Source organism: Nonomuraea terrae (assembly GCF_044465245.1).
Classification (GTDB): Bacteria; Actinomycetota; Actinomycetes; order Streptosporangiales; family Streptosporangiaceae; genus Nonomuraea; species Nonomuraea terrae.
Genome location: NZ_JBITLL010000002.1, coordinates 1,059,135 through 1,082,322, shown reverse-complemented (window position 1 = coordinate 1,082,322; position 23,188 = coordinate 1,059,135). Strand labels below are relative to the sequence as shown.

Sequence of the window (23,188 nt, the reverse complement as noted above, 5' to 3'; positions counted from 1 at the left end):
GTGCCGGTGTGTCCGGGGGGCGTCGATTCGGGTACGTCGCGGGCGGCGGCCGGCCCATGAGGCGCCGGCTCTGGTGGCCGGTGAGCCTGGATCAGGCTTCTCCAGGATGGGGTGTCCGCAGGTTCATCCGGGCGTCGGTCAGCTCGGGTGCGGTAGGACGGGCGGCGAAGGCTGCTCAGCGGCCGGCTGGCGCAGGTGTGCGGGGGCTCGCCGTGTTGGAGCGACCGGCCGATGCGTCTCCGTGGGGGCTGCTCGGTGACCCGCGGCGGGCCGCTTCGGGGATTCGTTCCCGATCAGGTGTGGCGGGGGCGCTGGAGCAGCGCTGTCGAGGGGTTGATGCGACTTTCGGCCTACGTCAGGTGTCTGTTCCTGCCTTAATCGTTGGACCCGTCATGGACTTCAGCCGGGGCTGTCGGACACAAGGTGTGTGACGGGATAACCCTGTGGACTGTGCAAAGTCTCTTCTCGGAGTTGCGCCTTCTGTGTGTTTGGTAGCGGGCGGGATGCCCGGAGAAATGGGGGGTGAGCGCTGGGTTGCCGGGGACGTGGAGGTTCGTTTACCTCGGCCCTACTGCGGATTCGGGTAGTGTGACGCGAATCTGATGTCTTTTCCGAGGGAAATTCGATGCGCCGCGCTCTGGCCGTACTGGCCGCCGTGCCTTTGATGTTTTTCGCCGCCGCGTGCGGATCCGACAACGGCACCGGCGCCGCCACCGCCACCGCCACCGCCAGCGGGGCCGCCGCCTCCGGGTTCAAGGTCAGCGGGAGCGTGGGCGCCAAGCCCACGGTGACCTTCCCCGCAGGCTCGCCCGCGACCAAGTCCTCCTACGAGGTGATCCAGCCGGGCTCGGGCGAGGGCATCAAGGCGGGCGACCGCGTGATCGTCAACCTGAGTGTCTGGAACTGGGACGGCAAGGGCAACGCCGCCCAGGGCTCCTCCTACGACACCAAGGCGCCGGAGACGATTCCGGTCAACGAGCAGCTGCCCCAGGTGCTGCAGGAAGGCTTCACCAAGGTCAAGCACGGCGGCCGGCTGCTGGCCGTGCTCGCCAGCGACGTCGAGGCCCAGCCGCAGGCGACGGCCGCCGAGCCGACGAAGGTGTTCGTGTTCGACGTGGTCGGTACGCAGCCGCCGGCGCTGAAGGTCGCCACCGGCAAGGAGACCGGCGAGAGCATCAAGGGCGTCAAGGTGGACAACCCGGGTGGGGAGAAGGCGCCGACGCTCACCACCAAGACCGACGAGAAGGCGTCCAAGGATCTCGTCGTCAAGACCGTCATCCAGGGCACCGGCGCCAAGGTGAATCCGAACCAGATGGTCACCGTCCACTACACCGGCAAGATCTGGGGTAGCGACCAGCAGTTCGACTCCAGCTGGGAGCGCGGGGAGCCGGCCGAGTTCCCGCTCAACCAGGTGATCCAGGGCTGGCAGAAGGGCCTGGCCGGGGTGCCGGTCGGCAGCCGCGTCGTGATGAGCATCCCGCCGGAGATGGGCTACGGCGCGCAGGAGCAGCAGGGCATCCCCGCCAACAGCACGCTCGTGTTCGTGGTGGACGTCCTGGGAGCGTACTGACGGGCTATGTGACGATTCGGTAGCAATTGCGAGGCCCGGCGGCATCCGACCGCCGGGCCTTTCGCATGGGAGGAGCAGGAGCGCCGAGCCGCCGCCGGTGTCCCTTCCGGGTGGCGCCGTCGCCGTCGGGTGGCGGGGTAGAAGATCACTGAAGGTCTTGTCACCCGCTGTGTTCCTGAGCGGGTGGATGGGCTGCGCGGGGTGGCTTGGCCGGGCTGGGGCGAGTGTCAGATGCCGTCGGTCCGGGTGAGCCCGAGGTTGATCAGGGTTCGCACGTTGAGGGCTGCGGCGTGGGTGTGGAGCCAGGCGTTGTTCTTGACGGTGCCGATGTAGCGTGATCGCCGGTCCGCGCGGGCGACGATCCAGGAGACGGTGCGGGCGATGGGTGGTCGCCGGCGGCGGTAGTCGGCCTGCCAGTCCGGATCGGTGGCGGCCTGGCGGGCGGCGGCCCGCAGGTCGTGGTGCGGTCGGTCTGGACGACGCGGCCGTTCTTGGCGGGGACCTGGGGCGCATGGTCGGCTCCGGATTCGGCGACGGATTGATCTCTGTCCCGGTTCGCGCCATGGCGCGGCGTCTCCATGGGCGACGAGGGTGGCCGTCGGACGGGGAGGGTGAGCGAGATGGTCGTCGGGCGGTCAACCGGCGGCGGGGGCGATCGTCCAGTACACCGCTCACGTGTGGGGGTGGGTCACTGTCTCATCGACTTCACGTTCGTCCGTGGGGCCTCGGTGGGTTTCCCGTGGGGAGCTGCCGGCGGGGCTGGAGCGGGTGCCCATAGGTTGCGGGGCGGGCAGGGGGCCACCGCGGCCGTCCCACCGGAGGACCGTGAGGAGGCGGGCTTGGGCACGGCCGGCCGGGTGGCGTCGGCTCGTAGACTCCCGCTGTGAGTAGCGACGACCTCGAGGCGATGGCCCTGCTGCACGATCCCGTTCGCCGCAGTCTGTACGACGTGGTCGTCTCCAGCGGTGGTGATGTGGGGCGCGGGGAGGCGGCTGATGCCGCGGGGGTGTCGCGCACGCTGGCCGGTCACCACCTGGACAAGCTCGTGGAGGCCGGGCTGCTGGAGAGCGGCTTCCGGGCGCCGGTGAAGAAGGGGCCGGGCAGCGGGCGGCCCGCCAAGGTGTACCGCAGGGCCGCGGGCGAGCGGTCGGTGAGCTTGCCGCCGCGCGACTACGTCACCCTGGCTGCTGCGCTGGCCGACGTGGTGGACGCGCTCGGTGCCGAGGAGGCGGCGGAGAAGGCGGCTCGCTCCGCGGGCGCGCGGATCGGCGGGCGCCGGCGGGGTGAGCCGGTCGACCGGGTGCTGACTGGGCGCGGCTACGAGCCCTACACCGCTGAGGGCGGCCGGACGCGTCTGCGTAACTGTCCGTTCCACGTGCTGGCGGAGGAGCAGCCGCTGCTGGTGTGCTCGATGAATCTGGCGCTGTGCCAGGGATTGCTGGAGGGGCTGGGTGACGACCCGGGCCGGGCGCGGCTGGACCCACGCCCGGGGGAGTGCTGTGTTGTGCTCGACGCCTCGCCGACGCCATGAAGGACCCCGTCAGCCGCGCTTGAGTGCGCAGGAGCCAAGGGTTGTTCGCGACCGTCGGGATGTGTTGGGGGAGCGTCCAGGGTTGTCTGGCGGGGCATCGGAGGTGCGGCGGCATGCACGGCTGCTGGTGTGGAGTCGGGGCGGGGGTGACCTTGGCGGTGAGTCCAAGGATGTTGGGACGGCCAAGGGCGTGGCGAACAGCCCAGGAGCGGCCGACGCACAGTGAAGGGGTACCCGCCAAGAGCCCGGGGCCGAGGACGTAGGGGTAGCTGGTGCGTGGTCAGGCGGCTCAAGGGCGTAGGGGTGGCGGGTGTGAGATGCGGTGGTGACCAGGAGTCGTCGGGATGGCGGGGGCGGAACATCGATGGGTTCAGGCGGACGTCGACGTGCCGCCCGGTCCTGGTGCCGGCTCCAAGGGTTTCTAAAATAAATGGATATTGACATAGAAGCGGTGCGGGTGGTGTGCTGAGCGTCATGCATCTCGCGGAGCTCAACATCGCCCATCTGCGCGCCCCCATCGACAGCCCCCAGCTCGCCGAGTTCGTCGCACTGCTCGAGCCCGTCAACGCCATCGCCGACCAGGCCCCGGGGTTCGTCTGGCGGCTCAAGGAGAGCGAGGCCGACCCCACCGCGACCGTCGTGCACGACTACGGGGACTACCTGCTGGTCAACTTCTCGGTGTGGGAGTCGCGCGAGTCGCTGTGGAACTACATCTACCGAAGCCCCCACCTCGAGGTGCTGCGCCGGCGCAAGGAGTGGTTCCTGCGCATGGCGGAGCCGTACACGGTGATGTGGTGGGTTCCCGAGGGGCACATCCCGTCGCTGGCCGAGGGGATGGCACGCCTCGAACGCCTCAGGGCCGAGGGGCCCGGCCCGGAGGCGTTCACGTTCAAGGAGTTCTACGCCAGCAGCGAGGCCGCCAGCCTGCCCGCCGCCGCCGAGGTCAGGAAGTAGGCGAGGTCCTCCTCCAGGCCGCGGCCCATCGTGGACAGCCGCACCGGTGACTCGCGCAGCGCCTCGTGCAGGCCGTCCACCGGGACGGGCACCAGCCGGTGGCGTTCGGCCAAGGGCTCGGCCTGCCGCCTGATCCGCTCGCCGAACGCGCCCGGCAGCTCCGGCACCGGCACGTCGGCGGGGGTCAGCGCGACCCGGCCGTAGGCGGTCAGCGAGTGGTGGGACAGGCCGTGGTGGCGCTCGCGCCGGTCGCCCTCGCTGACCCGCAGGGCCGCCACCGGGCGGCCCAGCAGCACGCCCGCCGCGTTCACCGCCTCGCCCGCGGACACCCCGGAGAAGCCCCAGCGCGTGCCCGTGCCCAGGTTGCCCGGGCCCTGCGCGACGACGGCCACGTCGGCCTGGAGCACGTGGCGCGCCGCCAGCAGCCCGGTGTGGACGGTCACCGCCTCCACGTCGCCGCCGAACGCCTGCCCGACCGTCACCACGCCCGTCAGCCAGCCGATCTCCCGCAGCCGGGCCGCCGCCATCGAGAACCACGCCGGCAGCGCCCCGCCGTCCAGCATCACGTACGCCACCCGCACGCCCGGCCGCGACGCGTACAGGCCGCACAGGATGGGCGGCAGCGCCGAGTGCAGGTCGGCGACGACGACGGGCATGCCGTCGACCGAGTCGGCCTCGCGCAACACGTCGTGATGGGGCGAGCCCTGCTCGTCGGCGCCCAGCACCGTGGCCTGCAGCGGCGTGTAGCGGGCCTTCACCAGGTGCCCGGGACCCTGCGGATCTTCCGGCAAACGGTTCGGGACGGCCACCACCATGGCGTAACCTCCCGTACCGAGACCCATCGCGAGTGCGGTCGTGTTGAGCAGCACCTCGTCACCGGGTTCCGGGCGGCCCACCAGCGGCGGATACGCCAGCGCCCGGCACTCCCCCTCGGGGACGGTGACGTCCAGCTCCACCGCTCCCGGCCACTCGCGTCGGATCCGTACGACCTCGCCCTTGCGCCATCTGATCACGGGGGCAGGGTAGCGTCGATGAAGGAGGAGTGAGGCAGATGTCGCGCCGTAAGACAGAACGGTTGCTCAACCTGGTGATCTGCCTGCTCGCCACCCGCCGCCCGCTGTCGGCCGAGCAGATCCGCCAGGCGGTGCCCGGCTACGACCGCGACGGCGACGAGGCGTTCCAGCGCATGTTCGAGCGCGACAAGAACGAGCTGCGCGAGATCGGAATCCCCATCGACGTGGTCCGCGACCCGTGGGAGGACGAGCCGGGCTACCGGATCGAGCGGGAGTCGTACGAGCTGCCGGAGATCACCCTGGAGCCCGACGAGGCCGCCGTGCTGGGGCTGGCCGCCCAGGTGTGGCAGCGGGCCAGCCTGGCCGAGGCCGCCTCGGGGGCGCTGCTCAAGCTGCGCGCCGCCGGTGTGGCCACCGAGCATCCCGTCGGCACGGGGCCGCTGGAGCTGCGGGTCGACACCCGCGACCCCGCCTTCCCCGCCCTGTGGGACGCCGTGCGCGACCGCCGCGTGGTGCGTTTCGACTACCGCGGCGCCGGCAGTGAGAGCGTGCGCGGCCGCACGGTCGAGCCGTGGGGCGTGGTCAGCCGGCGCGGGCGCTGGTACCTCGCCGGGTTCGACCGCGACCGCGACGCCCCGCGCGTCTTCCGGCTGAGCCGCATCACCGGCCCGGTCACCGCGGTCGGCAAGGCAGGCGTGGTCGAGGTGCCCGAGGGCATCGACCTGCGCGGCATGGTGGGCTACCGCGACGAGCCGGTGGAGGAACGCGTCGCCGTCGTCCGCGTCCGGCAGGGGGCCTGCGAGGGGCTGCGCAGCCTCGCCAAGGACGTGCGTCCAGGAACCGACGGGTGGGACGTGGCCGAGCTGACCTTCACCGATCCTGAGCGGCTGGCCGGCTGGATGGCCAGCCTCGGCGCCGACGTCGAGGTGGTCGAGCCGCCGGACGCCCGCGAGGCCGTCATCTGTCGTCTGAAGGGGGCACTGGCGTGACAACACGAACCGGCGTGACGGCGCGAGGCGTCCGGCACGGCAGGGGCGCCGGGTCTTCGATCGGGGGGTCGGCATGAGCGCGTCCGCGGATCGGCTGCCGAGGCTGCTGGCGCTGGTGCCGTACCTGATGTCCCACCCCGGGGCGCAGGTCGGCGAGGTGGCCGCGGTCTTCGGGCTGAGCGAGAAGCAGCTGATCGACGACCTGCAACTGGTGTGGATGTGCGGGCTGCCCGGCCACACCCCTGGCGACCTCATCGACGTCTCGTGGGACGGCGGCGAGATCCTCATCGACAACGCCGAGACCATCGCCAGGCCGCTGCGGCTCGGTGTCGACGAGGCCAGCGCCCTGCTGGTCGCGCTGCGCACCCTGGCCGCAACCCCCGAGCTGGCCCTGCCCGTCAACGGCGGGGAGTCCGGCGACGCGCTGGCCCGGGTGACGGCCAAGCTGGAGCGTGCCGCGGGCGAGGGCGCCGCCACCGTCAGCAGCCAGGTCGCGGTCGACGTCGACGCCGCGCCGGACGCGCTGCCGCGGGTGCGCGAGGCGCTCTCGCGGGGCCGGCGGCTGTCGCTGCGCTACTACGTGCCCGGCCGTGACGAGGTGACCCCGCGCGAGGTCGACCCCATGCGGATCGTGGTCGTCGACGGTCGCGGCTACCTCGAGGGCTGGTGCTACCGCGCCGAGGCGATGCGGCTGTTCCGGCTCGACCGGATGCTGGGCGTCGACGTGCTCGACGTGCCGGCCGATCCGCCGGAGGAGGCCGAGCCCATCGACGTCACCCAGGGCGTCTTCCGGCCCTCCCCGACCGACGAGCTGGTCGAGCTGGAGCTGAGCGCCGCCGGGCGGTGGGTGGCCGAGTACTACCCGTGCGAGGAGGTCACCGAGCTGGGCGAGGGGCGGCTGCGGGTGGCGCTGCGGGCCCGCGACCAGGACTGGATCATCAAGCTGGCGCTGCGCCTGGGCGACACCGGCCGGGTGGTCTCGCCGCCCGAGATGACCGAGGCCGTACGCCGCGAGGCCGGTCGTGCCCTGGCCCTGTACGCTCACCAGTCATGACCATGCTGTTCATCTCCCTGGGCCTGGGCGTGGCCGGGCTGGTCGCGCTCGCCGTGGCCGGTGCTCGCGTCGTCGGCGCGGCGCGTACCCTGAGGAGGGAGGTCGACGTGGCCAAGGCTCGGCTGGAGCCGGGGCGGGCCGGATCGACTGGGCCAAGATCGACCGGCCAAGATTGACGGTGCAGGGGGGGTGAGAGCACGCCTCCGGCAGCGTACGATCGTGGCTGAAACAGGCACTAGTTAGAAAAGGGCGTTTCATGTCGCAACTCGGTGTCCCCGAACTTCTGATCATCGCACTGGTGCTCGTCCTCCTGTTCGGCGCGAAGAAGCTTCCCGAGATGGCCCGCGGCGTCGGCAGGTCGCTGCGCATCTTCAAGTCGGAGACCGCCAAGCTCCGCGACGACGATGACGAGACCACCCACACCGTGCAGGCCCAGGCCGCTCAACCGCAGCCGCAGCCCGTGCAGCCGCAGCAGATCCCGGCCCCCCAGCCGACGCTGTCGGCCGAGGAGCAGGCCCGCCAGCTCGAGGAGCAGGCCGCCAGGCTGCGCGCCGGCGCCGCCGCGCAGGCCGACAAGCGCGACTGACCGACCCCCGTCCCTCCTCGTCACCAGGACTGCTAGATGGCGCTGCTCAAACGGTCAAGCCAGCCCACACGTGACCCCGAGGGCCGCATGCCGCTCATGGAGCACCTCCGTGAGCTGCGCAACCGGCTGCTCATCGCGCTTGCCGCCATCGTGGTCGGCATCGTCATCGGGTGGTTCTTCTTCGACCCGGTGTGGGACACGCTCAAGGCCCCCTTCTGCGAAACCGCTCAGTCGCGCCAGCTCAACGGGGACTGCAGTCTCACCTATACCGGCATCTTCCAGTCCTTCTTCACCACGCTGAAGGTCTCGTTGATGATCGGCCTCGTGGTGTCGTCGCCCGTCTGGCTCTACCAGATCTGGGCGTTCGTGACCCCGGCGCTCTACCGCAGCGAGAAGCGGTACTCGATCACCTTCCTCGGTCTCGCCGTCCCGCTGTTCGCGCTGGGCGCGGCGCTGGCGTACTTCATCATGGACACCAGCCTCGGCATCCTGCTGGGGTTCTCGCCCGAGGGCGCCGTCGCCACCATCGGCATCGACGACTACCTCAACTACGTCCTGATCATGCTGTTGATCTTCGGCGTCTCCTTCGAGCTTCCGCTGCTGCTGGTGTTCCTGAACATCATCGGAATTCTGTCGTACGCGACGGTGAAGAAGCACCGGCGTACCGTCATCTTCGTCATGTTCGTCTTCGGGGCGGTCATCACGCCCGGCGGCGACCCGCTGACGATGATGGCGCTGGCCATGCCGATGATCGTTCTGTACTTCCTCGCCGAGTTCTTCATGTACATGCGGGAGAAGCGCAGGCCCGCGGAAGACTTCTCCAGCCTGTCCGACGACGAGGCCTCGCCGCTGGCCGAGGACACCTCGCCGCTGGATGATCCGACGCCGCTGGACGACCCGGCCCCGGTCGACGGAGAAGCAGGCACGGACAAGCGCTGACGCCCGCCTGAACGCCATTCCCGTCCGGGGCGATAGGCGATAGGTTCCGGGGGTGTCCCCCCATCTGGCCCTGCTGGTCAATCCCGCCGCGCGCGGCGGGCGAACGCTGCGCGTGCTCGAGCCCGTGGCGCGCCGGTTGCGCGCCGGCGGCGCCGAGCTGTCGGTGATCGTCGGAGACGACGCCGCCGACGCGCTGGCACGCGCCTGCACCGCGGTGTCCGAGCGTCCTGACGCGCTCGTGGCCTTCGGCGGCGACGGTCTCGTGCACCTGGCCGTCCAGGCCGTGGCCGGCACCGACGTGCCGCTCGGCATCATCCCCGCCGGCACCGGCAATGACATCGCGGCCGCGCTCGGCGTGCCCGCGAACCCGATCGCCGCCGCGCGTGCGGTGCTGCGCATGAAGGAGCGGCCGGTCGACGCCGTGAGCGTCCGTACGGGGGCGGCCGAGGAGCTGTTCGCCGGGGTGTTGTGCTGCGGGTTCGACTCGCGGGTCAACGAGCGGGCCAACAAGCGGGCCGGCGAGCGGGCCGGCGAGCGGGCCGGCGGGTGGGCCGGTCTGCGCGCCTGGCCGCCGGGGCAGAGCCGCTACCTGGTGGCGATGGCGCAGGAGCTGCGGACGTTCCGGCCGATCCCGTTCCGCGTCACGTTCGACGGGGGTGAGGTGGTCGAACGCGAGTCGATGCTGGTCGCGGTGGCCAACACCGGCTCGTACGGCGCCGGCATGCGGGTGTGCCCGAGCGCGCTGCCCGACGACGGGCTGCTCGACGTGGTGATGCTGGAAGCCGTCTCCAAGGCCGAGTTCCTGCGCGTCTTCCCCAGCGTCTACCGGGGCACGCACGTCGGCCACCGCGCGGTGTCGGTGCGGCGGGTGCGCAGCGTACGGCTGGAGGCGCCCGGCGTGGTCGCCTACGCCGACGGCGAGCGGGTGGGGGCGGCCCCGGTGGAGTGCGAGGTGCGGCCCGGCGCGTTGCGCGTCATCGCGTGAAATCTACTTTGTAAAGGCGCCCGCCGGCAGGACGGACCGGAATCCCGATTTCGGTAGGCTGGCGAGTATGACAACGCCAGCGGAACGCTATGCGGCCTTCCGTCAGAAGCTCGAGGACGACGGGGCGGCGCTGAGATCGTTCCGAGGTCTCTACGACTTCGAGCTGGACGACTTCCAGCTCGACGCCTGCCGGGCCCTCGAAGCAGGAGACGGTGTTCTGGTGGCGGCCCCGACGGGGTCGGGCAAGACGGTGGTGGGTGAGTTCGCCGTCCATCTGGCCCTGGAGCAGGGGCGCAAGTGCTTCTACACCACCCCCATCAAGGCGCTGTCCAACCAGAAGTACAACGACCTGGTCAAGCGCTACGGCACCGCCAAGGTCGGCCTGCTGACGGGCGACAACAGCGTCAACGGCGAGGCCCCCATCGTCGTCATGACGACCGAGGTGCTGCGCAACATGCTCTACGCCGGCTCGGCCACGCTGGCCGGGCTCGGCTTCGCGGTGATGGACGAGGTCCACTACCTCGCCGACCGGTTCCGCGGGGCGGTGTGGGAGGAGGTCATCATCCACCTGCCCGAGTCGGTCAGGCTGGTGGCGCTGTCGGCGACGGTCAGCAACGCCGAGGAGTTCGGCGAGTGGCTGGGCGAGGTGCGCGGCGACACCACGGTGATCGTCGACGAGCACCGCCCGGTGCCGCTGTGGCAGCACATGATGGTCGGCAACCGCGTCTACGACCTGTTCATCACCGACGAGCTGCCGCCGCGCATCAACCCCACGCTGATGCGGGTGACCCGCGACGCCGAGCGGCTGACGGCCGGTCGGGGCCGGCGCGGTTACGGCAGGCCGCAGCGCTCGCGCCCGCCCGACCGGGTGCAGGTGATCGAGAAGCTCGACTCCGAGGGGCTGCTGCCGGCGATCACGTTCATCTTCTCCCGGGCCGGGTGCGACGCGGCGGTGCAGCAGTGCCTGTATGCCGGCATCCGGCTCACCACCGACCGCGAGCGCCACGAGATCCGCCAGCTGGTCGACGAGCGCACGGCGCACCTGCCGGACGAGGACCTCGCCGTGCTCGGCTACCTGGATTGGCGCGACTGCCTGGAGCGCGGTCTGGCGGCCCATCACGCGGGCATGCTGCCGGCGTTCAAGGAGGTCGTGGAGGAGCTGTTCACGCGCGGGCTGGTCAAGGCCGTGTTCGCGACCGAGACGCTGGCGCTGGGCATCAACATGCCGGCCCGCAGCGTGGTGATCGAGAAGCTCGACAAGTGGAACGGCGAGACCCACGCCGACCTGACGCCGGGGGAGTACACCCAGCTGACCGGGCGTGCGGGGCGGCGCGGCATCGACGTCGAGGGTCACGCGGTGGTGCTGTGGCAGCCGGGCATGGACCCGCTGTCGGTGGCGGGGCTGGCCGGCACGCGCACGTACCCGCTGCGGTCGAGCTTCCAGCCGTCGTACAACATGGCGGTCAACCTGGTCGGGCAGTTCGGCCGCGAGCGCACGCGGACGCTGCTGGAGGAGTCGTTCGCGCAGTTCCAGGCCGACCGGGCGGTCGTGGGCCTGGCCAAGCAGCTGCGCAAGCAGGAGGAGGCCCTGGAGGGCTACCAGGAGGCGATGACGTGCCACCTGGGCGACTTCCCCGAGTACGCGGCGCTGCGCCGGCGCCTGTCCGACCGCGAGGCGGAGCTGTCGCGCCAGCGCGGCGCGGCGCGGCGGGCGGCGGCGGTGCGGTCGCTGGAGGCGCTGCAGCCGGGCGACGTCATCCGGGTGCCCGGCGGGCGCCGGGCGGGCCTGGCGATCGTGCTCGACCCGGGCCGCAACCCGCGCGGTCACGGCCCGAGCCCGCTGGTGCTGACGATCGGCAAGCAGATCAAGAAGCTGGACCCCGCCGACTTCCCGGTGCCGGTCGAGCCGCTGGAGAAGCTGCGCATCCCGAAGAACTTCAACGGTCGTTCGCCGAAGGAGCGCGCCAACCTCGTCTCCACGTTGCTGGCCAAGATGGGCGACCGTGACCTGGGCAAGCCGCCGCGGGCGCGCGACCACGCGGTGGAGGACGACGAGGTCAACGAGCTGCGCCGGCGCATCCGGCAGCATCCGTGCCACGGCTGCGACGAGCGCGAGGACCACGCGCGCTGGGCGGAGCGCTACCACAAGCTGCTGCGCGAGGCGGAAGGGCTGCGCCGCCGCGTCGAGGGCCGCTCCCACGTCATCTCCAAGACGTTCGACCGCATCTGCTCGGTGCTGGAGCAGCTGAGCTACCTCGACGGCGAGACGGTCACCGACGAGGGCCGCCGGCTGGGCCGCCTCTACACCGAGCTCGACCTGCTGACCGCCGAGTGCCTGCAGCAAGGGCTGTGGGAGGAGCTCGACCCGGCGGAGCTGGCGGCGTGCGTGTCGGCGCTGGTGTTCGAGTCGCGGGCGGCCGACGACGCGCGGCGTCCCAAGATCCCCGCCGGGCGGGCGCAGGACGCGCTGACGGCGATGATCCGGCTGTGGGGCGAGCTGGAGGGCATCGAGTCCGACCACGGGCTGTCCACGATCCGCGAGCCCGACCTGGGGTTCGCGTGGGCGGCGTTCCGGTGGACGAAGGGCCACAGCCTCGACGCGGTGCTGATGGACGGCGTCAACGGCAGCGAGCTGGCGGCCGGTGACTTCGTGCGGTGGATCAAGCAGTTGATGGACCTGCTCGGGCAGCTCGGCAACGCGGCGCCGGAGCAGAGCAAGGTCAGGAAGACCGCGGTCAAGGCGATCGACGCGATGCGGCGCGGTGTGGTGGCGTATTCGTCGCTGACCTGAGCCTGCGCGGATCGGCCCTTCTCGTCGCGGACGGGGAGGGCCGATCGCTGTTTCCCGGCTCAGGGCGGGGTCGGTGGGTGCTAGTGCTGAGAAGCATCATTGGGGCTGGTTTGACGTTGTCTTATGTCTTTACTCATTTGCATCGCATTTAACGCTGGTTCCCAACTGCCTGTCCAGTCTGGATTGGCCAGTCAAGTCTCTCTGAAATCACCAGTTATCAGCTGCTTTGACGTCTTTCGGGTGCTAATGTCCGATTTGTGCAGTCAATCGATCGGGGGAGGAAAGATGGCTAGCACGCGATTCGCCAAAGTCGGCTACCAGCAGGGATGGGGTTGCCGCAGGCGGCGCCGCTGGCGCCGGTACTGCTGCGTCCGTGTCGTTAGGTGGTGGGGGTGCTGCTAGTAGATAGCACCCATGAGGGCCGGCGGCCTGTCCGCCGGCTCTCATTGAACGTCTCCGGCCGGGAACTCGCGCCGGCGATTTCCATTCGCCGTACATTTCGGGAATTCTGGCCGGACACTCGCGGATTGCGCCGGCTGTTCGCGGCAGGAGTGGTGTTCGCCATCCTGGCCGCGCTGTGCGAAGTGGCCGCGATCCGCCTGTTCGGATACATCACCGACGAGGTGCTGACGACCCGCCGGCTGGACGCCTTCTGGGTGCCCGCGTTCGTCTGGCTCGGGCTCGCCGCGCTCGCCGGGGTGGCGTCCTTCGCGGGGTCCTATCTCACCGCGCTGGGCGGCGAACGGTTCCTGCTGGTCCTGCGTGACCGCGTGTACGCGCACATCCAGACGCTCGCGCCGGAGTTCTCGGAGAAGCGGCGGCTGGGTGACCTGATGGCGCGTCTCACCGACGACGTGGAGGCCATCGAGGAACTCGTCGGATCCGGACTCGTCCGTATCATCACCACGGCCGCCAGCGTGGTCTTCTTCGCCGGTGCGGCCTTCTTCATCCGCTGGGACCTGGCGCTCGTCACGATGGCGCTGATCCCGCTGTTCCTGGTGGTCTCCAAGGTTTTCGCCTCCAGGTTCAGGACGGCGGCGGCGCGCGAGCGCACCAGCAACGGCGCCATGAACAGCGTCCTGGAGGAGGGGCTGGCCAACCAGCCGCTCGTGCAGGCGTACAACCGTCAGGAGGCCGAGTCGGGACGCCTGCACACCGAGGGCCGCGGCTGGCTGCGCGCCAACATGACGCAGGCGTGGCTGTCCGGCGTGTACGGACCTTCCGTCCAGGTCATCGAGACGCTGTGCCTGATCGTCATCCTGGGCGTCGGCGCGTGGGAGATCGCGTCCGGCCGGCTGACGATCGGCGGCCTGCTCGCCTTCGCGGCCTACCTGGCCATGCTCTACCCGGCCGTGCAGAGCCTGGGGGAGCTGGCCCTGACGGTCTCCGAGGCGGCGGCGGGCTCCGACCGGGTCATCGAGGTCCTGTCGGCCAAGCCGCGCGTCACCGACGCCGAGGACGCCGTGGACGCGGGCAGGACCAGCGGCCGGATCGAGTTCGACGGGGTCGGCTTCTCCTATCCGGGGCGGGGGCGGCAGGTGCTGCGGAACCTGTCGTTCACGGCCGGTCCCGGCGAGGTCGTCGTCCTCACCGGGCCGAGCGGCGCGGGCAAGTCGACGCTGGTCAAACTGCTGCTGCGGTTCTACGACCCGGACAGCGGGCGCATCCTGCTGGACGGCACGGACATCCGGCGCCTGACGCGCCGGTCGCTGCGTGAGAACGTCACCGTGCTGCAGCAGGAGACGCTGCTGTTCTCGGGGTCGGTGCGCGACAACATCGCCTACGCCCGCCCGGAGGCCTCGCTCGACGAGGTGATCAAGGCGGCGGAGGCGGCGGGCGTGCACGACTTCGCCAAGGTGCTGCCCCAGGGCTACGACACGCCGGTGGGACAGCGCGGACGGCTGCTGTCCGGCGGGCAGCGGCAGCGGATCGCGATCGCCAGGGCCATCCTGCGCGACGCGCCGGTGCTGGTGCTCGACGAGCCCATGACCGGGCTGGACGAGGTCACCGCCGCCCAGGTGATGGGCCCGCTGCAGCGGCTCATGGCCGGGCGGACGACGCTGCTCATCACGCACGACATGCGGCACGTGCCGGAGGGGGCGCGTGTGGTGCGGATCGAGCCGGTTCCGCGGGGGGAGCGGATCCGGCTGCGGCGCGTCGGCGTCCCGTTCCGGCCGTTCCGCGGCAACAACTGCGGAACGCCCTGAGGGCACCTCCCGGCACCCGTCCCGCTGTCGCGCGGGGCGGGTGCCGCGTTTTCGTCAGCCCGCCAGGGTGAAGCGGACCTCGCGGGTGGCGGGATCAGCGCGGGACAGCCGGACGACGACCTGCTCGCCCAGGGGCAGGTCGCCGTCGCAGCGGGCGATGACGGCGGGCTCGGTGATCTGCACCTGCCCGTCCCCGTGCCGCTGGTCCACGTCGATCACCACGGCCTCGAACGCCTGCCCGATCCGGTCGCGCAGCAGGAACGCCTCCACCAGGTCCACGCACGCGCGCTCGACCGCCCCCGCCCGCCGCCCACCCGCCGACATCAGGCCCGGCAGCACCTCCAGCCCCGCCCGCACGTCCGACGGGACCGGCTCGCCCGCGGCGACCGCCAGGCACACCTCGGTCGCGTACCGGTCGGCCAGGCGCCGCAGCGGAGCCGTGACGTGCGCGTACGGGGCCGCCACCGCCGCGTGCTCGGCCGTCCGGGGCGGCGCGCCGTCGAAGGCCACGTAACCGGCGCCGCGCAGCAGCACCTTCGACTCGTGCAGGAACGCCGCCTGCCGGCCGTTCTTGGGATCCAGGTCGTGCACCACGGCGCCGTAGCCGGCCCCGTCGGGCCAGGGCACGTCCAGGGCCTGCGCCACCCGCCGGACCTTGGCCAGGTCGCCGGGGCTCGGCCGGGGCAGCACGCGCAGCACGCCGACCTCGGCGTCGAGCATCATGGCGGCCGCCGCCATGCCGGTCAGCAGCGAGATCTGCGCGTTCCACGCCTCGGCGGACAGCGGCAGCCGGAAGCGCAGCCGGTAGCGGCCGCCGTCGTGCGTCACCTCCTGCTCGGGGACGGGCAGGGTGACGCCGCCGCGCTCGCGTTCGAGGGCCAGGCGCAGCCGGCCGATCTCGGCCAGCAACGCCAGGACGCCGTCGGCGGTGCCCGTGTCGACGGCGGCCTGCACGTAGGCGTAGTCGAGGCGCTCGCGGCTGCGGACGAGGGCGCGCCGCACGTCGGCGCCGATCACGCGGCCGTCGGCGTCGAGGTCGACGCACCACACCGCGGCCGGGCGCTCGGCGCCGGGCAGCAGGCTGGCGGCGCCCTCCGACAGGACCACGGGGTGCAGCGGCACCCGGCCCGCCGGCAGGTAGACGGTCTCGCCGCGGGAGCGGGCCTCGGCGTCGATCACGCCGCCGGGGCGGACGAACGCGCCGACGTCGGCGACGGCGTACCAGACGCGGTAGCCGGCGCCCAGCCGTTCCAGGTGGAGGGCCTGGTCGAGGTCCATCGAGCCGGGCGGGTCGATCGTGACGAACGGCACGTCGGTCATGTCGGTGGCGGGCAGCCGCGGCACCTTGGCGACCCAGTCCGCCTCGTCGAGGACGGCCGGCGGGAAGCCGGTGGGGAGGCGGTGTTCCCGCTCGATCCGGTGGAACCCGTCGTCCAGCTTCAGGGGTATCTGATCGGGGACCTGCACGCCCGACAACCTATCGGGCGGGCCGCCGGTCAGGTGGTGAGGTGGGTCTCCAGACCGGTGATGCGCAGCAGCCGCCGTATGGCCGGGGGCACGCCGTCGATCCGCATGGGCGTGTGCTGGCGGCGGGCCTGGTTGCGTACGGAGACGAGGATGCCGAGCCCGGCGGCGTCGATGAAGGACAGCCGGCTCAGCTCGACGACCAGTCGCGCGTGGCCCGCCTCGTGCAGCAGCGTGAACAGCTGGCCGCGGAGCGCCTCGGAGTTGGCGATGTCGAGCTCGCCGGACAGGCTCACGGTGAGCGTGTCCGCACGCCGCGTGGTGGTCAGGTGGAGTGGGTCCATTCGGTCTTTCCGCGCTCTCTCAGGGCCGGGATCGTTCCAAAATGGGAGCGCGGTTCCGCCCTGTGCCCTAGGCACCAGATGTAGATGGATGCGTCACTTAGAGCGACTGAGTGCTTCCGGAATGGAGTGTACATGTCTGTCCGGGGTTGGCGGGAGGGGTTCCCCGGCAGATGGTTCTCTTCGGGACAAGGGCTCGGACGACGGGATTCTCCCGTCCCGGCACGGCCGCGCTCGTGCCGGGGAGCGGGTCAGTTCTCGGGGCGGCCGTCGCGCCAGTAGCCCATGAAGGCGACCGAGCGCCGGTCCATGCCGCGTTCGGCGACCAGGTGGCGGCGCAGGGTCTTGATGACGCCGGCCTCGCCGGCCAGCCACGCGTACAGAGGGCCGTAGTCGGGGGCGTCCTCCTGCGGGACCTCCCACAGCTCCTCGGAGTCGACGTCCACGTCCTCGAAGCTCTCCGGCGTGGGCAGGGGCGGCAGGAGGCGGTCGGCGGCGGCCCGGACGGCCGGGATCAGGCCGGCGCCGCGCGCGCCGCCGTTCCTGGCCAGCCAGGTCACCTTGACCGAGGCGGCCGTCTCCACCGGCAGGGCGTCGTCGTCGCCGGGCACCTCCATGAGCACCTCGCCCGCGAGGTGCGCCGGCAGCCGCTCCAGGATGGCGCAGATGGCGGGCACCGCGGTCTCGTCCCCGGCGATCAGCACGCAGCCCGTCGCGGCCGGCGGGTGGAACTCGAGGCCGCCGTGCCGTCCCTCGTGGGCGGCGTTGGGGCCGTAGAGCGCGGCCACGTCGCCGGGCCGCACGGTCTCGGCCCAGCGGGCGACCGGGCCGCCGTCGGGATGCATGACCACGTCGACGTCCAGCTCGCGCGCCTCGGGGCGGACCCTGCGGGCGGTGTACGTACGCATCGGGTTGCGCTTGTCGTCGTCGAGTGCCCGCCATGTGAGGTACCAGTCGGAACCCTTCGGCAGATGCGCCAGGCCGTGCTCCGGCAGCGGGAGGATGAGCTTGAGCCGCTGGTCGAAGCCGTTGTCGGCGAACAGGTGCAGGTCGTCGCCGGTGAAGGTGACGCGCAGGAACGACGGGCTCAGCCGCTGGAGCCGGTCCACGCGGACGTCGAACATGCGAAAGGGCTCGGCCATTCCGGAAAACTCCGATCAATGTTAGGTGAGCCTAACCTAATCGATCGGGGCGGTTCGCGCCAGTCCGCCCGGCCTCGTGCGGAACCCGGCCTGGCGGTAGCGTCGGTACGTCTGTAGCCCCGTCAGGCGGCGGGCCCTGAGGTCCGGCGCCTGCCCCCGCGTAAGGAGCTGCTCGTGTCTCCCGTCATCCTTTCGGCGGCGAGCGCCGCCCTGGTGCTCGACGACTCAGGCCCCGGTCTGCCTCGGGTGCGCCACTTCGGCGCCGGGCTCGGGCCCGTCGAGGGCCCGGGACTGCTGCCGGCGCCGGCGTCCCTGGGCTCCGCGCCGCCGCTGCTGCCCGCCCAGGGCGACGGCTGGTACGGCCGCCCCGGCCTGTCGGGCGTCAGGGACGGCGAGCACTGGCCGGTGCGGTGGACCGTGGAGAGCATGGAAACCGGCGGTGGCACAGCGGGTGGCACAGCGGGTGGGACAGTGACCGTCGTGGCCGCCGACGACCGGGCGGGTCTGCGGCTGGTGAGCGAGCTCGTCATGGACGCGGGCGGCCTGGTGTCGATGCGACACACGCTGACGAACACCGCCGCCTCGCCGTACCGGGTGGGCGGGCTGGTGTGCGCGCTGCCGGTGCCCGGGCGGGCGGGCGAGCTGCTCGACTTCACCGGCCGGTGGGCGCTGGAGAAGGTGCCGCAGCGCAGGGCGTTCGGGCACGGGGTGTGGTCGCGGGAGAACCGGCGCGGGCGCACCGGTCACGACGGCACCGGGCTGCTGGTGGCCGGCACCGAGGGGTTCGGGTTCCGCTCCGGCGAGCTGTGGGCCGTGCACGCCGGCTGGAGCGGCGACCACGTTCACTACGCCGAGCGCGTCCCCGAGGGCGCGGCGCTGATCGGCGCGGGCGAGCTGCTCGACCCGGGCGAGGTCGTGCTCGGCGAGGGCGAGAGCTACTCCACGCCGTGGGTGTACTTCTCCTGGTCCGGCACGGGGCTGGACGACGCGAGCGCCCGGCTGCACGGCCACCTGCGCGCCCGCCCCCTGCCGGTGCGTCCCGTCACGCTCAACAACTGGGAGGCCACCTACTTCGACCACGGCCTCGACCGGTTGCTGGAGCTGGCCGACAAGGCGGCGGCGGCCGGGATCGAGCGGTTCGTGCTCGACGACGGCTGGTTCCGGCACCGCCGCCACGACCGCGCCGGCCTCGGCGACTGGTACGTCGACGAGGGCGTGTGGCCCGGCGGGCTGCACCCGCTGGCCGACCGCGTGCGCAAGCTGGGCATGCAGTTCGGCCTGTGGTTCGAGCCGGAGATGGTCAACCCCGACTCCGACCTGGCCCGCGAGCACCCCGACTGGATCCTCGGCCGGGCCGAGCGCATGCCGCCGCCGCAGCGCCACCAGCAGGTGCTCGACCTGGCCCGGCCGGAGGCGTACGCGTACCTGCTGGAACGGCTGGACACCCTGGTCGGCGAGTACGCGCTCGACTACATCAAGTGGGACCACAACCGCGACATCGCCGAGCCCGTGCACGACGGCGCGCCCGGCGTGCACGCGCAGACCCTGGCGACCTACCGGCTGCTGGACGAGCTGCGCCGCCGCCACCCCGGGCTGGAGATCGAGTCGTGCTCGTCCGGCGGGGCCCGCGTCGACTACGGCATCCTGGCGCGCACCGACCGGGTGTGGACCTCCGACAGCAACGACGCCCTCGACCGGCAGCAGATCCAGCGCTGGACCGGCCTGCTCGTGCCGCCGGAGCGGCTGGGCGCCCACGTCGGCGCGCCGCGCGACCACATCACCGGGCGGATGTTGCCACTGGCGTTCCGGGCCGCGACCGCGCTGTTCGGGCACATGGGCGTGGAGTGGGACCTGACCTCCGCCGGCGAGGCCGAGCTGGAGGAGCTGGCCACCTGGATCGCGCTGCACAAGCGGCTGCGGCCGCTGCTGCACGCCGGCCGGGTGGTGCGCGCCGACCATCCGGACCCGTCGGCGCTGCTGCACGGCGTGGTCCTGCCCGAGCGGGCGGTGTACGCGTTCGTGCAGCTGACCTCGCGGGTGGCGTCCGGCGCCGAGCCGCTGCGGCTGCCGGGGCTGGACCCGCAGGCCGTGTACGAGGTGCGGGTCGCGGGGCCGGTGCCCGAGCGGGCGCTGCTGCCGGAGTGGGCAGGGGCGCCGGTGCGGGTGGCGGGCTCGGTGCTGGGGGAGCTGGGACTGCCCGCCCCGGCGCTGCGGCCCGCGTCGGCGCTGCTGGTGGAGCTGGAACAGGTCTGACGGGCCTCAGGTCAGGTCCAGGCCGGAGCCGCCGAAGCGGTCGCGCAGGAACCGGCCCTGGTCGCGCAGCGCCTGCTCGTCGCCCCGGTGGATCGCCTCGGCGACCTGGCCCATCCGGGCGTCGAGCAGCGCCAGCTGGGCCAGCAGCTCGTCGTGCGCGCTGCGCTCCCGCCCGGCCCGCCGGGTGAGGGCGTAGCGGCGCGGCAGGTTCGCGTACGCCTCCAGGCTCGCCGGCAGGTAGCGGCGGATCGTCTGCGACACCACGTGGAGCTGGTCGGGGGAGGTGGTGAGCTGGTCGGCCCTGGCCAGCACGTCCCCGATGACCTCGGCCAGCCCGTGGACGGCGGCGTGCACGTCCGGCGGGAAGCGCCCGTCGATCCGCCGCAGCAGCCCGTCCAGGTCGGCCCGCAGCGCCCGCGTCTCCACCTCGGCGTGCGAGATCGTCAGCCGGACCCGTTCCGGCGGGGCCAGCAGCGCGCCCACCCCGTACAGCGCGATCACGACGACCGGCCAGAACGCGCCCGTCAGCCCCAGGAAGTGCCCTGCCAGGCCGAGCAGCGCCAGGCACGAGCCGGCGATGTTCCTGGTGGAGCCCAGGTAGCGCAGGATCCGCTCACTGGTAGCCACGGATCTCCTTGAACGCCTCCGTCAGCGACGTGGACCGGGCGTCGAACACGGCTCCGCCGGTCAGCTCGGCCACCCGGCGCATCTCCTCGGCGTCGCTCTCACCGAACAGCACCACGAACGTCGGCGTATGGCGCCGTTCCTCCGGCAGGGACCGGTAGTGGGCCTCGAAGGCGGCGTAGTCGGAGCCGTCGGTGTTCTCGCCGTCGGTCATGAGCACGATCGAGCCGTAGTGGCCCGGCGTGACCGGCCGGTCGTAGGCCGCCTTCAGGCTGTCGTAGATCGCCGTGCCGCCCGCCGCCTCCAGCCCTTCGGCGAACCGCCTGATCTCGCCCAGCACGGGCGCGGGGTCGCGTTCTGGCACGGTGAACGGGACCGGCGACCCCGGCGCGTCGTCGAACGGCATCATCGTGACCGACTCGCGGTTGCGGAACCGGGAGAACGCGCCGGAGGCGGAGGTGTCGGCGCCGGTCAGCGCCACCAGCGCCCGCCGCAGCGCCGCGATCCTGTCGCCCTGCATCGAGCCGGACGTGTCCAGCACGAACGCCGCCTCCGCCGGGACGCGCACCTGGTTGAGGTAGGTGGCGATCAGCTCGTCGGCGGTGCTGCGCCGGTTGGGGAAGGGCAGCTCGATGAGCTGGGCGGAGCCGAAGCGCGGGTCCGGCGGGACGCCGGCGACGATCGGCCGGCGGTGGGTGCCGGTCATGATCTCCTTCTGCACGGCGGGGGTGCGCAGCCAGGCGGCGAGCTTGCCGTACAGCGCCTTCTTGCCCTCCGGCGCGGAGGCCAGCAGCGTGAGCGGGTAGTCGGCGCTGACCACGCCGTCGGCCGGGTAGACGATCGTGAGCGGCTCGCGTGCGCCCAGCAGCACCGACTCGTAGTTGACCATGCCGTCCACGCGCGGGTCGCGGGCGTAGGCGTCGGCCAGCCAGCCCGACGAGCCGGCCGTCAGCCGCTGCGCGGAGAAGAACTCCTTCAGCCGGGGCGTCACCGAGGAGACCTGGTCGGCGCTGAGCGCGCCGTCGGCGTCCGACAGCGCCGCGGCCACGCCGACCAGGGCGGAGAAGCCCGAGTTGGAGGAGGCCGGGTTCGTCATGCCGAAGCTGAAGCGGCCCTGTCTCGCCGCCTCGGCGATGCCCGTCCAGGTGACCGGCTTGGTGTCCCAGCCGAGCTCGCTCGCCTTGGCCGGCTTCAGCCCCAGCACGACCGGCGAGATCATGATCTTGGTCTGGGTGGACAGCCGGGCCTGGGCGCCGTCGATGAGGGACAGGTAGCGGTTGGCGGAGAACCAGACGGCGTCCTGCCGTCCGTCCGCGCGGCCGCTCGCCACCTGCTCCGCGCCGTCCAGAGTGCCGGTGTACGTCAGCCGCACCCGGACGCCGGTCTCGCTCTCGGCCCGCCGGAGCAGCGGCTCCAGGTCCTTGATCTCGCTGCCGGCCAGCACCCGCAGGACGTCGGGGCCGTCGGCGGGCTCGCCCGCGGAGCCGCAGGCGGCCACCAGGAGCAGCGCCGACAGCAGGGCCGTCCCCTTCATGACGCGGCTCATGACGCGGCTCATGACGCGGCTCATGACGCGGCTCATGACGCGGCTCATGACGGGGTCTCCCGGGCGCGCTCCAGGTAGGTCCTGGCGTGCTGCAGCTCCGACGACAGGCTGTCCACCGTGGCCGCCATGCTCTCGGTGGCCTTGGCGCGGAAGGAGTCGATCAGGTCCATCGTGGCGTAGACGTTGTCGAACGCCTGGCGCAGCGTGTCCAGGTCCACGGTCGCCGCGGCCGCCTGGTTCTGGATCTCGCCCGCCTGAGTGCGCAGCATCTCGCTGGTGGCCCGGATCAGGTCGCCGGTCGTCGCGTTCAGCGCGGTGATCTGGTCGAGGACGAGCTTCTGGTTCGCCAGCGCCTGCGCCACCGTCACCGCCGTGCGCAGCGCGGCGACCGTCGTCGTGGTGGCCCGCTCGACGCCCTTGCTGAGCTCCAGGTTGTTCTTGCGCACCAGGTCGAGGGCCAGGTAGCCCTGCGCGGAGACGGCGAGCTGGGTGAGCAGGTCCTGGTGCTTCTGCCGGACGGCGAACAGCGCGTCGGAGCGCAGCGCCGTCGCCCTCGCCTCGTCGGCCCGCGCGATGCGCTCCTCCAGGGCGGCGTCCATCGCCTGGGCCATGACCGCGTACTCCTGCAGCCGGGTCATGGTCTCCCACAGGTTCGCCTTCTCGCCCTCGATGGCGGCGTTGTCGCGCAGCAGCTCGTCCTGGCCGGACTTGAGCGCGCGGATGATGTCGTCGAGGTGGTGCTGCGCGGAGTGGAACTTCGCGAAGTAGTCGCGCAGCCGGTCACCGAACGGGATGAGCCCCAGCAGCCTGCGCGGCCCGCCGGTGGCGTGCTTCGGGTCGAGGTCCACGACGGTACGGCGCAGCGCCACCAGCCCGCTCGCCACCTTGGTCTGGGCGTCGGAGCCCTCGTCCCTGGCCGCGTCCAGCGCCGCGACCGGCCGCTTGAGCATGCGGTTGGCCACCTGGGATGCGGACCTGACCTCGGTGTCGCCCATCGAGGAGATGTCGTGCACCTTGCGGGTGAACTCCGGCGAGCGCGGGTCGATGCCGCTCAGCTCGTCGGCGAACTCCCGCGCCTTGGCGGTCAGCTCGGCCGCGCGTTCGCCGGCCACGGGCAGCATGGTGGCCGCCGTCTCGGCCGGGACCGGGGCGACCGGCTCGGGCGGCGTGAGCACCAGATCGGACACGTACGGGATCTC

20 protein-coding genes are annotated in these 23,188 nt (G+C 72.0%); 12 read left to right on the top strand and 8 right to left on the bottom strand.

Features of this window, described 5'->3' with window-relative positions; translation table 11 throughout:
• Positions 1-625 precede the first annotated feature (625 nt).
• A complete protein-coding gene (locus ACIBP6_RS11450) occupies positions 626-1,570 on the top strand; it encodes an FKBP-type peptidyl-prolyl cis-trans isomerase (protein ID WP_397051154.1) in 945 nt (314 codons plus the stop codon).
• 227 nt (positions 1,571-1,797) lie between these two features.
• Here ACIBP6_RS11450 and ACIBP6_RS11445 read toward each other — a convergent pair whose 3' ends face one another.
• Positions 1,798-2,025 (bottom strand): transposase, encoded by a 228-nt coding sequence (locus tag ACIBP6_RS11445; RefSeq protein WP_397051512.1) that lies wholly within the window; start codon positions 2,023-2,025, stop codon positions 1,798-1,800.
• A gap of 428 nt (positions 2,026-2,453) precedes the next feature.
• Between ACIBP6_RS11445 and ACIBP6_RS11440 the strand changes: the two genes are divergently transcribed.
• On the top strand, positions 2,454-3,101 hold the full coding sequence (locus ACIBP6_RS11440) for a helix-turn-helix transcriptional regulator (RefSeq protein ID WP_397051152.1): 648 nt from the start codon (positions 2,454-2,456) through the stop codon (positions 3,099-3,101).
• Between the two features lie 474 nt (positions 3,102-3,575).
• Positions 3,576-4,055 carry a DUF3291 domain-containing protein gene (locus tag ACIBP6_RS11435; protein WP_397051150.1) on the top strand — a complete coding sequence of 160 codons (480 nt, stop codon included), beginning with the start codon at positions 3,576-3,578 and terminating at the stop codon, positions 4,053-4,055.
• On the opposite strand, the gene ACIBP6_RS11430 is transcribed toward ACIBP6_RS11435, so the two are convergent.
• The gene (locus ACIBP6_RS11430) at positions 4,001-5,068 is read right to left on the bottom strand and encodes a DUF3866 family protein (RefSeq protein ID WP_397051148.1); all 1,068 of its coding nucleotides are present in this window, start codon (positions 5,066-5,068) and stop codon (positions 4,001-4,003) included. The genes ACIBP6_RS11435 and ACIBP6_RS11430 overlap by 55 nt on opposite strands.
• A gap of 38 nt (positions 5,069-5,106) precedes the next feature.
• Between ACIBP6_RS11430 and ACIBP6_RS11425 the strand changes: the two genes are divergently transcribed.
• The 8 genes from ACIBP6_RS11425 (at position 5,107) to ACIBP6_RS11390 (ending at position 14,619) form a co-directional block, all read left to right on the top strand.
• Complete coding sequence (locus tag ACIBP6_RS11425) at positions 5,107-6,057, top strand: helix-turn-helix transcriptional regulator (RefSeq protein ID WP_397051146.1); 951 nt, start codon at positions 5,107-5,109, stop codon at positions 6,055-6,057.
• A gap of 73 nt (positions 6,058-6,130) precedes the next feature.
• Positions 6,131-7,111 (top strand): helix-turn-helix transcriptional regulator, encoded by a 981-nt coding sequence (locus ACIBP6_RS11420; protein ID WP_397051144.1) that lies wholly within the window; start codon positions 6,131-6,133, stop codon positions 7,109-7,111.
• A complete protein-coding gene (locus ACIBP6_RS11415) occupies positions 7,108-7,287 on the top strand; it encodes a hypothetical protein (protein WP_132622294.1) in 180 nt (59 codons plus the stop codon). Before ACIBP6_RS11420 ends, ACIBP6_RS11415 begins: the two co-directional genes overlap by 4 nt.
• An 80-nt stretch (positions 7,288-7,367) precedes the next feature.
• The gene (gene tatA, locus ACIBP6_RS11410; protein ID WP_397051142.1) at positions 7,368-7,697 is read left to right on the top strand and encodes a Sec-independent protein translocase subunit TatA; all 330 of its coding nucleotides are present in this window, start codon (positions 7,368-7,370) and stop codon (positions 7,695-7,697) included.
• Between the two features lie 36 nt (positions 7,698-7,733).
• Entirely contained in the window at positions 7,734-8,636 is a 903-nt protein-coding gene (tatC, locus tag ACIBP6_RS11405) for a twin-arginine translocase subunit TatC (protein ID WP_397051140.1), read from the top strand.
• Positions 8,637-8,688: 52 nt separating this feature from the next.
• The gene (locus tag ACIBP6_RS11400; RefSeq protein WP_397051138.1) at positions 8,689-9,621 is read left to right on the top strand and encodes a diacylglycerol/lipid kinase family protein; all 933 of its coding nucleotides are present in this window, start codon (positions 8,689-8,691) and stop codon (positions 9,619-9,621) included.
• Between the two features lie 67 nt (positions 9,622-9,688).
• Positions 9,689-12,412: a DEAD/DEAH box helicase gene (locus ACIBP6_RS11395; RefSeq protein ID WP_397051136.1), complete on the top strand. Its 2,724-nt coding sequence runs from the start codon at positions 9,689-9,691 to the stop codon at positions 12,410-12,412.
• 527 nt (positions 12,413-12,939) lie between these two features.
• The gene (locus ACIBP6_RS11390; protein WP_397051134.1) at positions 12,940-14,619 is read left to right on the top strand and encodes an ABC transporter ATP-binding protein; all 1,680 of its coding nucleotides are present in this window, start codon (positions 12,940-12,942) and stop codon (positions 14,617-14,619) included.
• Positions 14,620-14,673: 54 nt separating this feature from the next.
• Here ACIBP6_RS11390 and ACIBP6_RS11385 read toward each other — a convergent pair whose 3' ends face one another.
• The 3 genes from ACIBP6_RS11385 to ACIBP6_RS11375 all read right to left on the bottom strand — a co-directional run bounded on the left by ACIBP6_RS11385 (position 14,674) and on the right by ACIBP6_RS11375 (position 17,566).
• Positions 14,674-16,086 carry an RNB domain-containing ribonuclease gene (locus tag ACIBP6_RS11385; RefSeq protein WP_397051132.1) on the bottom strand — a complete coding sequence of 471 codons (1,413 nt, stop codon included), beginning with the start codon at positions 16,084-16,086 and terminating at the stop codon, positions 14,674-14,676.
• 29 nt (positions 16,087-16,115) lie between these two features.
• Positions 16,116-16,427 carry an STAS domain-containing protein gene (locus tag ACIBP6_RS11380; protein WP_397051130.1) on the bottom strand — a complete coding sequence of 104 codons (312 nt, stop codon included), beginning with the start codon at positions 16,425-16,427 and terminating at the stop codon, positions 16,116-16,118.
• 248 nt (positions 16,428-16,675) lie between these two features.
• Positions 16,676-17,566 (bottom strand): siderophore-interacting protein, encoded by an 891-nt coding sequence (locus tag ACIBP6_RS11375; RefSeq protein ID WP_397051129.1) that lies wholly within the window; start codon positions 17,564-17,566, stop codon positions 16,676-16,678.
• A gap of 174 nt (positions 17,567-17,740) precedes the next feature.
• On the opposite strand from ACIBP6_RS11375, the gene ACIBP6_RS11370 reads away from it, so the two are divergent.
• Complete coding sequence (locus tag ACIBP6_RS11370) at positions 17,741-19,819, top strand: alpha-galactosidase (protein ID WP_397051127.1); 2,079 nt, start codon at positions 17,741-17,743, stop codon at positions 19,817-19,819.
• 6 nt (positions 19,820-19,825) lie between these two features.
• Here ACIBP6_RS11370 and ACIBP6_RS11365 read toward each other — a convergent pair whose 3' ends face one another.
• Genes ACIBP6_RS11365 through ACIBP6_RS11355 form a run of 3 tightly spaced genes read right to left on the bottom strand, consistent with a single transcriptional unit; the run spans position 19,826 to position 23,176 of the window.
• Positions 19,826-20,446, bottom strand: a complete 621-nt coding sequence (locus ACIBP6_RS11365; protein ID WP_397051125.1) for a hypothetical protein — start codon at positions 20,444-20,446, stop codon at positions 19,826-19,828.
• The gene (locus ACIBP6_RS11360) at positions 20,433-22,037 is read right to left on the bottom strand and encodes a vWA domain-containing protein (protein WP_397051123.1); all 1,605 of its coding nucleotides are present in this window, start codon (positions 22,035-22,037) and stop codon (positions 20,433-20,435) included. Before ACIBP6_RS11360 ends, ACIBP6_RS11365 begins: the two co-directional genes overlap by 14 nt.
• Entirely contained in the window at positions 22,034-23,176 is a 1,143-nt protein-coding gene (locus tag ACIBP6_RS11355; protein ID WP_397051122.1) for a toxic anion resistance protein, read from the bottom strand. The genes ACIBP6_RS11360 and ACIBP6_RS11355 overlap by 4 nt, the downstream gene beginning before the upstream one ends.
• Positions 23,177-23,188 lie beyond the last annotated feature (12 nt).

What these genes read in the sequence shown, in the direction of transcription:
- ACIBP6_RS11380 (WP_397051130.1), bottom strand. Translation starts at nt 16,427, where the DNA reads ATGGACCCACTCCACCTGACCACCACGCGGCGTGCGGACACGCTCACC.
- ACIBP6_RS11435 (WP_397051150.1), top strand. Translation starts at nt 3,576, where the DNA reads ATGCATCTCGCGGAGCTCAACATCGCCCATCTGCGCGCCCCCATCGAC.
- ACIBP6_RS11415 (WP_132622294.1), top strand. Translation starts at nt 7,108, where the DNA reads ATGACCATGCTGTTCATCTCCCTGGGCCTGGGCGTGGCCGGGCTGGTC.
- ACIBP6_RS11420 (WP_397051144.1), top strand. Translation starts at nt 6,131, where the DNA reads ATGAGCGCGTCCGCGGATCGGCTGCCGAGGCTGCTGGCGCTGGTGCCG.
- ACIBP6_RS11375 (WP_397051129.1), bottom strand. Translation starts at nt 17,566, where the DNA reads ATGGCCGAGCCCTTTCGCATGTTCGACGTCCGCGTGGACCGGCTCCAG.
- ACIBP6_RS11425 (WP_397051146.1), top strand. Translation starts at nt 5,107, where the DNA reads ATGTCGCGCCGTAAGACAGAACGGTTGCTCAACCTGGTGATCTGCCTG.
- ACIBP6_RS11450 (WP_397051154.1), top strand. Translation starts at nt 626, where the DNA reads ATGCGCCGCGCTCTGGCCGTACTGGCCGCCGTGCCTTTGATGTTTTTC.
- tatA (WP_397051142.1), top strand. Translation starts at nt 7,368, where the DNA reads ATGTCGCAACTCGGTGTCCCCGAACTTCTGATCATCGCACTGGTGCTC.
- ACIBP6_RS11395 (WP_397051136.1), top strand. Translation starts at nt 9,689, where the DNA reads ATGACAACGCCAGCGGAACGCTATGCGGCCTTCCGTCAGAAGCTCGAG.
- ACIBP6_RS11360 (WP_397051123.1), bottom strand. Translation starts at nt 22,037, where the DNA reads ATGAGCCGCGTCATGAGCCGCGTCATGAGCCGCGTCATGAGCCGCGTC.
- tatC (WP_397051140.1), top strand. Translation starts at nt 7,734, where the DNA reads ATGGCGCTGCTCAAACGGTCAAGCCAGCCCACACGTGACCCCGAGGGC.